Here is a 12,259-nt window from a genome sequence, read left to right on the forward strand (position 1 = left end):
CATCCCGAACCCCCCAGCGCAAAGCGCGCCAAACTGTTCGCGATGTCCTCGCACACCTGTTCGCGATGTCCCCGGTCCAAACACCTCCTTGAGGGGGAGATGGCCGGTAGGCCAGAGGGGGTCGTCGCGCGTGGATCGGCGACCCCCTCTGTCGCCTTCGGCGACATCTCCCCCTCAAGGGGGGAGAGCTGCAACTTCGCCGTCCGCGCTTACTTCCTCGCTGGTCAAAATCCTCGCGGCTTGGCACAGTCGGGCAAAGAGGAGCCTGTTGATGCCGAAGACCGCCAATGCGACGAAACCAAAACCCTGGGCTGAGATGGCGACGCATCTGGTCGATGTCGCTATGGGTCGCAAACCCGCCGATCTCGTCATCCGCAACGGGCGCTGGGTCAACGTCCATTCGGGCGAGATCATCGCCGGCACCGACATTGCCATTGCCGGCGGCCGCTTTGCCTATTGCGGGCCGAACGCCGGCCATGCCATCGGCCAGGGCACTAAGGTGGTCGATGCCGGCGGCCGCTATCTGGTGCCGGGGCTTTGCGACGCGCATATGCATGTCGAGAGCGGCATGGTGACGGTGACGGAATTCTGCCGCGCGGTGATCCCGCACGGCACCACATCGATGTTCATCGATCCGCATGAGATCGCCAACGTGCTCGGCCTGCCGGGCGTGCGGCTGATGCATGACGAGGCGGTCGCCATGCCGGTCAACGTGCATGTGCAGATGCCGTCCTGTGTGCCGTCGGCACCGGGGCTGGAGCATGCCGGCGCTGAGCTGACCGTCGCCGATGTTGCCGAGGCGATGACCTGGGAAAACATTATCGGGCTCGGCGAGGTGATGAATTTTCCGGGCGTCGCCGCCAATGATCCGGTGATGTCGGGCGAGATCGCGGCGACGGTGAGGGCCGGCAAGACTGTCGGCGGGCATTATGCCTCGCGCGATCTCGGCCTGCCGTTCCACGGCTATGTCGCCGGCGGCGCCGAGGACGACCACGAAGGCACGCGCGCCGAGGATGCCATCGCCCGCGTCCGCCAGGGCATGAAGGCGATGCTGCGGCTGGGCTCGGCCTGGTATGACGTGGCCTCGCAGATCAAGGCGGTGACGGAGAGCGGGCTCGACCCGCGCAACTTCATCCTGTGCACCGACGACAGCCACTCCGGTACGCTGGTGCACGAAGGCCATATGGACCGGGTCGTGCGCCACGCCATCAGCCAGGGCTTGAAGCCGGTGACTGCGATCCAGATGGCTACGCTCAACACCGCCCAGCATTTCCGGCTGGAGCGCGAGATCGGCTCGATAGCGCCGGGACGGCTCGCCGATCTGCTGATCGTCTCCGACCTCGCCGAAATGACCATTGACGAGGTCTATGGCCGCGGCGTCAGGCTGGCCAAGGGCGGCAAGCTCGAAATCGACATTCCGGCCTACAATTATCCGCGGACGGCGAAGAACACCATCAAGCTCGGCAAGAAGCTCAAGACAGGCGATTTCGACATCGCGGCACCCATGGGCGCCAACGAAGTGCGGGTGCGGGTCATCGGCGTCATCGAAAACCAGGCGCCGACGCGGGCGCTGGAGGCCGATCTTGCTGTCGAGGACGGGCTGGTTGCCATGGATCGCCGCAACGATGTCTGCCAGATCGCGCTGGTCGAACGCCACAAGGGCACCGGCGGCGTCACCAACGCCTTCGTCTCCGGCTTCGGCTATATCGGCGACTGCGCCATGGCCTCCAGCGTGGCGCATGATGCCCACCACATCATCGTCGTTGGCACCAACAAGCAGGACATGGCATTGGCGGTGAACCGGCTGGGCGAGGTCGGCGGCGGCGTCGTGCTGTTCTCCAAAGGCAAGGAACTGGCGCTGGTCGAAATGCCGATCGCCGGGCTGATGTCGGACGAGCGGGCGGAAATCGTCGCCGCCAAGGCGGACAAACTCAGCGACGCCATGCGCCAGATGGGCTGCTCGCTGAACAACGCCTACATGCAGCACTCGCTGCTGGCGCTGGTCGTCATCCCCGAGCTCAGGATTTCCGACGTCGGCCTGATCGACGTGACGACGTTTCAGAAGGTTGATTTGTTCGTCTGAACGCCGGCGGGGCGCTTCTTCAGCCGCCGGTGGCGATGGTCAGCACTTTGAACGGCGTGGTGATGACGATTTCGGCGACCGAGCCGACGGCCTTGCCGAGGCCCTGGCCGAGATTGTCGAGCTGGGCCGGCGCGGTCTCATCGGAGGCGAGGCCGGCCGGCGCGCGCAGGCGGTCGCCGAGCAGCTGCACCAGGAACGGGTTGTCGGCGAATTTGGCGTGGTTCAGCCGGTCGCCGCCCTTGGTCTTGGTCAGGTCGACCACCGAGACGCCATAGCTGGCGAGGTCGGCCGCGTCGCCATAGTCGCCAACGCGCGGCTTGTCGCCGGAGATCAGGGTCGACAGCCTGAGCGCCCGGTCGTCGCCCGAAAGCAGCACGGCGAACGGCTTGTCGGGCTTGCCGTAGCGGATCATCTGCTTCTTGAACACGTCGACGTCGATGTCGGGCGAAGCCAGGATGACGTAGCCGAGCTTGCCGCCGAGGTCGCGGTCGCCGGTGATCGCAAGCTGGCGCAACGCTTCCATCGTCACCCAGGTCCCCATTGAATGGGCAATGATGTCGATGCTCTTGGCGCGGCTCTTGGCGAGCATGCGCAGCGTCGCTTCGAGATCGTCGCGCGCCGCATTGGCGCTTTCCTTGTCGTAGATGTAGCCGGTCGTCTTGCCGCTCGACGCCCACGAAAACAGCACCGGCGTGCCGGGGTATTTCGTGTCATGCGCGATCTGCGTCAGCCGGTAGATGCCGTCGTCGAACCCGTTGTTGAAGCCGTGCACGAAAACCAGCGCCCGGTCGCCGCGCATCGCGATGTCGGCGCCGACCGCCTTGGCGAACTGCGGCGCGCCTTCGTAGAAGGTGACGCCGGTCGCCGTGAAATCCTTCGCCGGATTGCTGTTGGCCGAGCCCTTGACCCGCTCGATGGCGCCGAGCTGGTGGATCTTGGGCACCGTCACCTCGACGCTGGCAAAGCTGGTGGTCGGCGAACGGTCGCCGTCGAACACCTGCCGGGGCTCCTTCGTTGCCCTTTGCCGGGTTGTGGCGACGAAGATCTTGTGCGTCGCCGCAATGTCCGAAGCAGGCACGGTGATCGTCGTCTTGTTGAGCAGATCGTGCGTGTTCTGACCGGCGCAGCCTGCCAGCGCGAGCGCGAACGCAACGACGAGAAAGATCTTCGAAGGCACGATCACGCGGGCTCCCGCAAAGGCGACGTCGAGCCGGAGACGTCTTGCCTATTCGATAGAGGCAGAGGCCGGCACGGTCCAGTTCAAACTGTTCCGATGGTGCGGCAATGGTCAACAACGACTGCCGCGCAATGCAGCTATTGTCCGACCGAGGCGATGCGGTCGGTCACCTCGCGGTCGCTGGCAAACCCGTCATCCTCGCGCAGCTTCTGGCCGATCAACTGCACCAATTCCGGATTGTCGGCGAATTTGGTGTGGTTGAAGCGGTCGGCTCCCTTGACGCTGGAGAGGTCGACGACCGACACGCCATAGCTGGCAAGGTCGGCGGCGTCCTTGTAGTCGCCGACGCGCGGCCGCGCGCCGGCGATCAGGCCGGACAGCCTGAGCGCCCGGTCGTCGTCGGAGAGCAGCAGGATGAACGGCTTGTCCGGCTTGCCGTAGCGGCGCATCTGGCTCTTGAACACGTCGACGTCGATGTCGGGCGAGGCCAGCACGACGTCGCCGAGCTTGCCGCCGAGATCGCGGTCGCCGGTGATGGCGAGCTGGCGCAGCGCCTCCATGGTGACCCAGGTCCCCAGCGAATGGGCAACGATGTCGATGCGCCGCGCGCCGGTCTGCGCCAGCATTCTCAGCGTCACTTCCAGCTGGTCGCGGGCAACGCTGGCGCTTTCCTTGTCGTAGACATAGTCGGTGGTCTTGGCGCCCGACGCCCAGGAAAATAGCACCGGCGTGCCAGGATAGCCGGAATCATGGGTGATCTGGGTGACGCGGTAGACCGCGTCGTCGAAGCCGGTGTTGTAGCCGTGGACGAAGACCATGACGCGGCCGCCGCGCGCCGCGATGTCGGCGCTGAGCGCGCTGGAGAATTTCGGCTGGGTATCGTAGCCGACGACCTCGGAAGCCATGAAGTATTTGGCCGGATCGTCCGACTTGCCGCGCGAGCGCCGCTCGATCTGGCCTGTCTTGTGGATGCCGGGGACGGTGACGTTGACGCGGGCATAGTTCAGCGTCGCCGACCGCTCGCCGTCGAAGACCTTGTTGGGATCGTCGGAGCGCTTGCGCGTCGTTGCGATGAAGATCGAGTGGTTGCCGGCGATTTCCGTCACCGGCACCGCCATCATGGCGCTGCCGAGCAGTTCCTCGGTTTGGCGGCCGCCGCAGCCGGCGAGCAGCGCTGCAAGGACAATGATGCAAATCGTCTTCAAGGGCACTTAAGCAATTCCACTCCGGCCTGACCAAAGGCCCATCCACCTCCGCCGCCCCTCCCGGACAGGCGAAGTGCGGCAGAAGTAAGTCGCGGATGCCGAAATGCGCTCAGTGCCTCGCGACGGCCATCGCACTGTTGCGCGAAAGCCAGAACGGCGGCAGGAACGCCGGGATATTGGAAAACGGCAGCACCTCCGGCTTCAGTCTTATGCCAAGCACGTCGGTCATGAAGGCGCGGCGCGCCTCGATGCGGCGCCAGGCTTCGGGATAGCGCGCGGCGATCTCTTCGCGCAGCGCGTCGTCTGCCAACGCGATCCCGTCCTCGATGTTGGTGGTGAAATAATCGGTGCCGGTCGCCGGGATGATGTCGACCTGCAAGGCCATGCCCGACCTCAACCTGATGTCGGAGCCGGAGAATGACGGCGAATGCATCCATTCGTCGATATGGATGAGATGGCCGGGATTGAGCGACACGCCGAAGAACGGATCGCCGATCCGGTCGTGCACCGCCTGCCACAGCGCGCCGCCGGGAACGCCGATGCCGACCGTCTCGTACCAGTCGACGACGGCGCAGAAATAGGGCGCGACCAGTTTCTCGACATAGTCCTGGATGCCCCTTGGAAGTTCGGCCGCGCCCTCGACCAGAAAACCGGCGCGGGCGTTGAGCGAGCCATGGATGCCGTAGGCCATGGTGATCGGGTCGCCGCGCTTGATGATTTCGAGGCGCGGGCTTGGCAGGCCATAGGCCGCGCGCCTGCCGGCCGACAGCATCGGGTGACAGCATTGCGGCAGGCCGTTGATGCCCATCAGCCGCGCCGCTTGCAATTCGGTCATGCCGGGTTCGATGCCTTGCAGGACGTTACGCAGCCCTTGCGAGGAATAGGTCGCGGCGAATTCGAACGCGGCCAGCTGGTCGGCCTCGTTGATGGCGCGCAGGCCGTCGGCAGGGTTCATCAAAAGGTTCGCAGCGTTGACGATCACCCCCCTGTCGCCGGCAAGCGTGCGTAGCGTGTCGGCGATGAAGGACGGCAGGTCGAGCGTCGTTTCACCAAAACCGACATCGCCGGGGCCGAACGGTTTCCAGCCGATGGCGCCGATGCGCTGGCCGGCTTTCAGGCCGCAATCGGCAAGAATGTTGGGAAGCGCCTGCGAGCGGTCGCGCGGCTGCGCCGGCAGCGAAAAGGTCTGGTAGAGCACGCGCTCGTACGGCCCGTCGCAGATCTCGGCATAGCCCCAGCCCTCATTGCCGACCAGCAGTTTCGGCGGCTTGCCGGGAACGATGACCAGCAGCGTCTCCTCGAAGCGCGGATCGTAGCCGCAGAGATAGGCGACATTGGCGGCATGTTCGCGGTCGCCATAGACGACGAACGCGTCGAACCCCGCTTCGCCGCCGCGTGCAACCAGTGCCGCGATGCGGGCCTCATAGGTGGCGCGCGGAACCAGCGGCATCACCGTCGGCTCGCCGAACTCCGGCAGCGACACGGTTTTCTGGGCCACCGATGCGACAGGCATGAACAGACGCTCCTAACGGCCAACGAGGTTTTGGGAACACCCTTTCAGGGTGGCCGGACAATGGCTTCGTGAAGCCGGATATGCAATAGCGGGACCGAATTCGGCTAGCCTGTGGGGTGCTCTTGCCATGACCAGTTTCTCCTCTCGCGTCGCTGCCGCCGCTGCCGCGATCCGCGAGATCTTTCCGGAAACGCCGCTGCAGGAAAACGACTATCTGTCGAAGAAGAGCGGCGCGCGGGTGCTGCTGAAGCGCGAGGACCTGACGCCGGTGCGCTCCTACAAGATCCGCGGCGCCTTCAACTTCTTCCGCAAGACGCTTGCCGCCGGCAACGCTGCCGAGCTGTTCGTCTGCGCCTCGGCCGGCAATCACGCGCAGGGCTTTGCCTTCGTCTGCCGCCATTTCGGCAAGAAGGGCGTCGTCTTCATGCCGGTGACCACGCCGCAGCAGAAGATCGACAAGACGCGGCTGTTCGGCGGCGAGTTCGTCGAGATCAGGCTGGTCGGCGATTTTTTCGACGACTGCTACCGCGCGGCACTCGAATTCACCGAAACTGCCGGCGCGCACATGGTGCCGCCTTTCGACCACAAGGACATCATCGAAGGGCAGGCGACCGTCGCCTACGAGATATCAGGCCAGATGCCCGGCGCGCGCATGCCCGACATCATTATGCTGCCGGTCGGCGGCGGTGGCCTTGCCGCCGGCGTCACCCATTATTTCGCCGACCAGCTGCGTGAAACACGTTTCGTCTTTTGCGAGCCGGCCGGCGCCCCAAGCCTGAGCGAGAGCCTTGCCGCCGGAAAGCGGGTCAAGCTCGCCAAGGTCGACAATTTCGTCGACGGAGCGGCGGTGGCCGAGATCGGCCGCGAGCCGTTGCGCCACCTCAAGGAGTTTGCTGCCGATGCCGTACGGCTGATCCCGGAAAACCGGCTCTGCGCGACCATGATCGAAATGCTCAATGTCGAAGGCGTCGTGCTCGAGCCGGCCGGTGCGCTGGCGATCGATGCGCTCAAGGATTTTTCCAAAAAGGAAATCAGGGGCAAGACCATCGTCGCCGTGGTGTCCGGCGGCAATTTCGATTTCGAGCGGCTGCCGGATGTGAAGGAACGGGCGCTGCGCTTCGAGGGCTTGAAGAAATACTTCATCATCCGCTTTCCGCAGCGGCCCGGCGCGTTGCGCGATTTCCTCGAATTGCTAGGCCCCGACGACGACATCGCCCGCTTCGAATATCTGAAGAAATCGGCGCGCAATTTCGGCTCGGTGCTGATCGGCATCGAAACCAAGGACCGCCGCAATTTCGACCTGCTCAAGGCGAATTTCGACGCCGAGAGCGTCCACTACCAGGACATCACCGACAACGAGACGCTCGCCGGGTTCATTATATGAGCAGCAACGATCTTCCGAACGCCCCGGCGAACGTTTTTATCGCGCTGTTTTCCGGCATCAATGTCGGCGGCAATCGCATCGTCAAGATGGCGGAACTCAGGTCATTTTTTGAGCAGCTCGGCTTCTCCGATATCGCCACCCATGTGCAGAGCGGCAACGCCGTGTTCCGGTCGCCAGACGGCGATGCGGCGATGCTGACCAGGCGGCTGGAAGCGGAATTCGAGAAGAAATGGGGCTTCCATTCGCGCATCATGGTGCGCGATCTCGGCTGGCTCGAGCGGCTGGCGGCGGACAATCCCTATCCGGAAGTGGCCGGCGAGCCGACCAAGCTGCATGCTTATGCGCTGGAGCGCCGGCCGACCGCCGAGGAGATCGCCCGGCTGGCGGAAAAATGCACCGGGCCCGAACGCTTCGAGATCAAGGGCGACGTGCTCTACCTGCATGCGCCCGACGGCCTCGGCAAATCGGTCTTTGCCAATCTCATCCCGCGCGTTCTGAAGGTGCACTGCACGGCGCGCAACTGGCGCACCGTGCTGATGCTGCTCGAGATGGCCAAGGCCCGCGGTTGACAGGTCGTCTACGCGGCCGGAGCGCGTTTCCAGTCGAATGCCAGCTCTTCACGGAAGGCGAAGCGCTTGATGTGCTCGGCGACGACCGTTTCCAGGCGCTCGAGCGAGCCAGCTTCATCGGCCGTCACCGCAATGTGCAGCGCAGCCGGATCCGCATCGAGAACCGTGCGGCCGAGCGTCAGATCGATGGTGCCGTGGTTCGGGTCGAATTCGACGGGAAACTTGTGCGCCCAATGTTTGCACAGCTGCTGCAGATAGCGGCTGGCATGTTCGGTGGCGACGTCGACATGGCTGGCCGGCATGAATGAATTCTCCTTGGGAAGGCGGACGCGAAAACAGAACCAGGGCGCCGCCTGCGTCCGCTCAAGATAGCGTGATCGGTTACCAGCTGCCGGTGTTCGGCATCGAGGCCCACGGCTCGGCCTTCGGCTTGGCCGGACCTTTCTGCAACAGCTCGATCGAGATGCCGTCCGGCGATTTGACGAACGCCATGTTGCCGTCGCGCGGCGGCCGGTTGATGATAACGCCATTGTCCATCAGCCGCTGGCAGGTGGCGTAGATGTCGTCGACCTCATAGGCGAGATGGCCGAAATTGCGGCCGCCCTTGTAGTCTTCCGGGTCCCAATTGTAGGTCAGCTCGATCAGCGGCGCCTTTTCGGAGATGCCGCTCTGCTCGTCTTCGGGCGCGGCGAGGAAGATCAGCGTGTAGCGGCCCTGCTCGTTTTCATGGCGGCGCACTTCCTTGAGGCCAAGCTTGTTGCAGTAGAAATCGAGCGAAGCATCGATGTCGGCGATGCGGACCATGGTGTGCAGATAGCGCATGATTTCCTCCTTATGTTGCGTTGCGGCGCACCATAGGGGCGGCCCGGCCAAAGGGCAATCGGCCACGCCTGCCAGCGCCGGCAAACGGCAAATCCGCTATTCCTGTACGGAACCGTGAAAAAAGGCACGTCAGGTCTTGCACACACCGGAAGCCGCGGTGTTAATCTGATACCAAGAATCAGTTGCAGTGTTTCTTGAAAAAAGGGGGCGTTCTTATGGGGGAAAAGGCCTCTTTCATGGGGCGGGACGGGGCCGGTAACGATGCGTTGAAGCGGGATGAGAGCGCCGATACGGCCGATCTCGTCGAAATCGCTGGCGCCATCAAATGGTTCGACGTAGCCAAGGGCTACGGTTTCATCCTTCCCGATGATGGTACTTCGGGCGACATCCTCCTCCATGTGACATGCCTTCGAAAGGACGGTTTTCAGACCGCGCTTGAAGGCGCCCGTGTCGTCTGCCTGGTCAAGCAGGGCGAGCGCGGGCTGCAGGCCTTCCGCGTGCTCTCGATGGATGTCACCACGGCGATCCATCCGGCGGAGATGCAGGAGCAGCGCACCCATGTCGCGGTGACGCCGGAAAGCGGCCTCGAACGGGCGCTGGTGAAATGGTTCAACCGCACCAAAGGGTTCGGCTTTCTGACCCGGGGCGAGGGCACCGAGGATATTTTCGTCCACATGGAGACGCTGCGCCGCTACGGCATCACCGAACTCCGCCCGGGCCAGGTGGTGCTGGTCCGCTTCGGACGCGGCGACAAAGGCCTTATGGCTGCCGAAATTCACCCCGATATGGGTACCTTGCCGGTCTCGCATTAGTTCCGGTCGAGGATTTCATATGGCTCACAGGAACCGGCTGACGGCGGGCGCGCTCTGCGCCGGGATTTTCCTCATCGTCGCCGCAAGCGCCTTCTTCTATTTTCAGCAACCGAGTTTGGCCGACGGCAAGGCGATGATCCTTCCCGTCGACCCGGCGCCGCTGGTCGCGGTGACGAAGGCCGGCGAGCGTTCTTTCTCCGTCGAAATTGCCGACACGCCCGCCGAGCGCGAGGCCGGCCTGATGTTCCGCCGGCACATGGCCGACAATCACGGCATGCTGTTCGTGTTCGGTGCGCCGCAGGATGTGAGCTTCTGGATGAAGAACACGCCGATGCCGCTCGACCTGATCTTCGTCGGCCAGGACGGCCGGATCCGGGCGATCAAGCAAGGCGAGCCGCAGTCGGAGGCGATCATCTCGCCGGACGAACCGGTGCGCTTCGTGCTCGAGCTCAAGGCAGGCACCGCCGCCAAAAAGGGCATTAAGGACGGCGACCTGCTGCGCCATCCGGCCATCGGCACGGCGCCGGGGCCGGCCATGCCGCCGCCCGACAAGGGCGACGCGCCGAGTGTCGATTCCGACTGAACGAACGGGCAGGATCTTCGGCCGATGCAGTTCTTCTCCCATGATGGTTTCGACCTTGCTTTCCTTGACCGCCAACCGGCATCGGGGCAGGGCGATCCGGTGCTGATGATCCACGGCTTTGCCTCGAGCCATTACGTCAACTGGGTGTCGCCCGGCTGGTTCAAGACGCTGAACGATGCCGGCTACCGTGCGATCGCCTTCGACAATCGCGGCCATGGCTCGTCGTCGAAGAGCTATGACGAAGCCGACTACACGCCGGCAAAAATGGCGTCCGACGCGGCAGCGCTTTTGAACCATCTCGGCATCGAACGCGCCCATGTCATGGGTTATTCGATGGGCGCGCGCATATCGGCGTTCCTGGCGCTCTCCAACCCGGACAAGGTGGCGACGCTGGTCTTCGGCGGTCTCGGCGTCGGCATGGTCGACGGCGTTGGCGACTGGGATCCGATAGCCGATGCCCTCCTGGCCGAGGATCCGGCAGGCACCAGCGACCCGCGCGGCCGCTCGTTCCGCGCCTTCGCCGATCAGACCCGCAGTGATCGCCGGGCTCTCGCCGCCTGCATCGCCACCTCGCGCGAATTGCTGAGCGAGGCCGACATTGCCCGCATTGCCCAGCCGACGCTGATCGCCGTCGGCACCAAGGACGACATCGGCGGCTCGCCGGATGAACTCGCCGCTCTGATGCCCAACGCCAGGGCTTTTCACATCGAAGGCCGCGACCATATGCTGGCGGTCGGCGACAAGACCTTCAAGCAGCGCGTGCTGGAGTTTTATGCCGAGCATCCGCGTTGATGGACGGCTCCCAAAGCGGCCATTGCGCCTGAAGCTGGGGTCCTTAGCGGTTTTGCAACGATACAGGAGTAAATAAGCGCGACGTGTGGATCGGTTCAAACCCGCCATGCGCTGAACGGAGGGCAAGGGGGTATCATGGCACAATGGGGAAGGACCGACGCCGCTTTGCCGGGCGTCATTGCAAAAAGCACGTTCGGCGAATGGTCCGTTGTTCTAGCGCTGGCTGCTTTAGCGGCAGGGGCGATGGCGATCACCGCGTTGATAGCAATGCCGAGCGACGCGTCTCCGCTGCTCCAGAACAGTGCGACGGGCTTCTTCGCTGCGGTATTTTTTCTGGCCGGGCCTTTGGCACATCTTACGGGAGTGGTCTTCGGGTTGATGGCCGTTGGTCGCCCAAACGACAATCGTGTGCTCGGCCTGGCTGGCATCGTGGTCAATGGTGCGTCGCTGGCGGCTGGGGTGTTCATGTTGTGGGGAATGGCATCGACTTTTGGCGCATTCACCTGATTTCGGGCAAACCTCCGGCGGGCCAGCGAGCGACGCGTCGACCTACGATCCGCCTGGGCGATTGTCGAGCGCCCTGAGCGAGCGTGCAATGTTTTGCTTGGCCCGCGTTTCGAAGCGCCGGCGGAATTCCTCGCTGTGAAAGATATGCGGACGCGCGCGGAAGCCCTTCAGGACCGCGGCACGGCCGGCCCGCCACATCGGCTCGTCGACCCACTGGTATTCGCGGCGAACCGCCTGTTCGTAGGCGTCGAACACGTCGGGCGCGGCACCCAGGATCGCCAGGTCCATGTCGAGGAACAGCGCCGCGTCACGAACCGAATGTTGATCGCCAAGGGGCGGCAATTCGTGGCTGGCAGTTGCAGTGATCATCGCCGCGATGCGACCGATGCGTTGTGCGTCGGCGCGGCCGGCGAGCTTCTCCTCGGCAAGTGCGGCACTCCTCGCCTCATTGTCCTTGGCGCGGCTGTCGTAGATCGCGTCGTGGAACCAGATCGCCGCTTCGACTGCTTCAGGATCGTGCAGCAACGCCTTGTAATCATTGGCCAGCGCCAGCATCGCCTCGATATGGCCAAGGTCGTGGTAGTGGCGATCTTGGGCCTCATAGAGCGCGGAAAGCTCGCGCTTCAGGGTCTCGTCGATCAAGGTTGCGTTTTCCATGGCTGCTTGAAATTCCGCCAACCAAATCCATTTGACGAAGCACTAAGGAAAATTGAGTTCACCCGTGCTATGATCTGGCTTATAGGTGCGGCCGGAGAATAGGCAAGCCGCAACCGAGACAGTGGATGGCCGAGACATTGGATGGCCGGAGACAT

The 12,259-nt window shown here is 63.8% G+C and carries 13 protein-coding genes; 7 read left to right on the top strand and 6 right to left on the bottom strand.

The annotated features are described in order from the left end of the window. Positions 1-271 precede the first annotated feature (271 nt). Positions 272-2,083 (top strand): adenine deaminase, encoded by a 1,812-nt coding sequence (gene ade / locus NKH42_RS23585; RefSeq protein WP_352689913.1) that lies wholly within the window; start codon positions 272-274, stop codon positions 2,081-2,083. A 19-nt stretch (positions 2,084-2,102) separates the two neighbouring features. Here the strand turns inward: ade and NKH42_RS23590 are convergent, their stop codons facing one another. The 3 genes from NKH42_RS23590 to NKH42_RS23600 all read right to left on the bottom strand — a co-directional run bounded on the left by NKH42_RS23590 (position 2,103) and on the right by NKH42_RS23600 (position 5,978). Next, a complete protein-coding gene (locus tag NKH42_RS23590; RefSeq protein WP_352689914.1) occupies positions 2,103-3,266 on the bottom strand; it encodes an alpha/beta hydrolase in 1,164 nt (387 codons plus the stop codon). Between the two features lie 131 nt (positions 3,267-3,397). Continuing rightward, positions 3,398-4,471, bottom strand: coding sequence for an alpha/beta hydrolase (locus NKH42_RS23595; protein ID WP_254817699.1), 1,074 nt, complete (start codon positions 4,469-4,471; stop codon positions 3,398-3,400). Positions 4,472-4,574: 103 nt separating this feature from the next. Then, positions 4,575-5,978 carry an aminopeptidase P family N-terminal domain-containing protein gene (locus NKH42_RS23600; protein WP_352689915.1) on the bottom strand — a complete coding sequence of 468 codons (1,404 nt, stop codon included), beginning with the start codon at positions 5,976-5,978 and terminating at the stop codon, positions 4,575-4,577. 127 nt (positions 5,979-6,105) lie between these two features. Here NKH42_RS23600 and ilvA point away from each other — a divergent pair, with 127 nt between their 5' ends. Together ilvA and NKH42_RS23610 are read left to right on the top strand one after the other, a co-directional pair. Beyond that, positions 6,106-7,362 (top strand): threonine ammonia-lyase IlvA, encoded by a 1,257-nt coding sequence (gene ilvA, locus NKH42_RS23605; RefSeq protein WP_352509419.1) that lies wholly within the window; start codon positions 6,106-6,108, stop codon positions 7,360-7,362. After that, positions 7,359-7,931: a DUF1697 domain-containing protein gene (locus tag NKH42_RS23610; protein ID WP_352752642.1), complete on the top strand. Its 573-nt coding sequence runs from the start codon at positions 7,359-7,361 to the stop codon at positions 7,929-7,931. Before ilvA ends, NKH42_RS23610 begins: the two co-directional genes overlap by 4 nt. 8 nt (positions 7,932-7,939) lie before the next feature. Here the strand turns inward: NKH42_RS23610 and NKH42_RS23615 are convergent, their stop codons facing one another. Together NKH42_RS23615 and gloA are read right to left on the bottom strand one after the other, a co-directional pair. After that, a complete protein-coding gene (locus NKH42_RS23615; protein ID WP_352752640.1) occupies positions 7,940-8,233 on the bottom strand; it encodes a DUF2218 domain-containing protein in 294 nt (97 codons plus the stop codon). A gap of 79 nt (positions 8,234-8,312) precedes the next feature. Beyond that, entirely contained in the window at positions 8,313-8,753 is a 441-nt protein-coding gene (gene gloA / locus NKH42_RS23620) for a lactoylglutathione lyase (protein ID WP_352752639.1), read from the bottom strand. 215 nt (positions 8,754-8,968) lie between these two features. Here gloA and NKH42_RS23625 point away from each other — a divergent pair, with 215 nt between their 5' ends. From NKH42_RS23625 to NKH42_RS23640, 4 genes are all read left to right on the top strand, one after another. Then, positions 8,969-9,565, top strand: a complete 597-nt coding sequence (locus NKH42_RS23625; protein ID WP_254817705.1) for a cold-shock protein — start codon at positions 8,969-8,971, stop codon at positions 9,563-9,565. A gap of 19 nt (positions 9,566-9,584) precedes the next feature. After that, entirely contained in the window at positions 9,585-10,148 is a 564-nt protein-coding gene (locus NKH42_RS23630; RefSeq protein ID WP_352752637.1) for a DUF192 domain-containing protein, read from the top strand. Positions 10,149-10,172: 24 nt separating this feature from the next. Continuing rightward, complete coding sequence (locus NKH42_RS23635) at positions 10,173-10,940, top strand: alpha/beta fold hydrolase (RefSeq protein WP_352509413.1); 768 nt, start codon at positions 10,173-10,175, stop codon at positions 10,938-10,940. Positions 10,941-11,075: 135 nt separating this feature from the next. Continuing rightward, a complete protein-coding gene (locus tag NKH42_RS23640; protein ID WP_352689917.1) occupies positions 11,076-11,447 on the top strand; it encodes a hypothetical protein in 372 nt (123 codons plus the stop codon). 42 nt (positions 11,448-11,489) lie between these two features. On the opposite strand, the gene NKH42_RS23645 is transcribed toward NKH42_RS23640, so the two are convergent. Beyond that, complete coding sequence (locus NKH42_RS23645; RefSeq protein ID WP_352508584.1) at positions 11,490-12,104, bottom strand: HD domain-containing protein; 615 nt, start codon at positions 12,102-12,104, stop codon at positions 11,490-11,492. Positions 12,105-12,259 lie beyond the last annotated feature (155 nt).

This window comes from Mesorhizobium sp. M1142 (assembly GCF_040318565.1).
Taxonomy (GTDB): Bacteria; Pseudomonadota; Alphaproteobacteria; order Rhizobiales; family Rhizobiaceae; genus Mesorhizobium.

What these genes read in the sequence shown, in the direction of transcription:
- ade (WP_352689913.1), top strand. Translation starts at nt 272, where the DNA reads ATGCCGAAGACCGCCAATGCGACGAAACCAAAACCCTGGGCTGAGATG.
- NKH42_RS23600 (WP_352689915.1), bottom strand. Translation starts at nt 5,978, where the DNA reads ATGCCTGTCGCATCGGTGGCCCAGAAAACCGTGTCGCTGCCGGAGTTC.
- ilvA (WP_352509419.1), top strand. Translation starts at nt 6,106, where the DNA reads ATGACCAGTTTCTCCTCTCGCGTCGCTGCCGCCGCTGCCGCGATCCGC.
- NKH42_RS23610 (WP_352752642.1), top strand. Translation starts at nt 7,359, where the DNA reads ATGAGCAGCAACGATCTTCCGAACGCCCCGGCGAACGTTTTTATCGCG.
- NKH42_RS23615 (WP_352752640.1), bottom strand. Translation starts at nt 8,233, where the DNA reads ATGCCGGCCAGCCATGTCGACGTCGCCACCGAACATGCCAGCCGCTAT.
- gloA (WP_352752639.1), bottom strand. Translation starts at nt 8,753, where the DNA reads ATGCGCTATCTGCACACCATGGTCCGCATCGCCGACATCGATGCTTCG.
- NKH42_RS23625 (WP_254817705.1), top strand. Translation starts at nt 8,969, where the DNA reads ATGGGGGAAAAGGCCTCTTTCATGGGGCGGGACGGGGCCGGTAACGAT.
- NKH42_RS23630 (WP_352752637.1), top strand. Translation starts at nt 9,585, where the DNA reads ATGGCTCACAGGAACCGGCTGACGGCGGGCGCGCTCTGCGCCGGGATT.
- NKH42_RS23635 (WP_352509413.1), top strand. Translation starts at nt 10,173, where the DNA reads ATGCAGTTCTTCTCCCATGATGGTTTCGACCTTGCTTTCCTTGACCGC.
- NKH42_RS23640 (WP_352689917.1), top strand. Translation starts at nt 11,076, where the DNA reads ATGGCACAATGGGGAAGGACCGACGCCGCTTTGCCGGGCGTCATTGCA.
- NKH42_RS23645 (WP_352508584.1), bottom strand. Translation starts at nt 12,104, where the DNA reads ATGGAAAACGCAACCTTGATCGACGAGACCCTGAAGCGCGAGCTTTCC.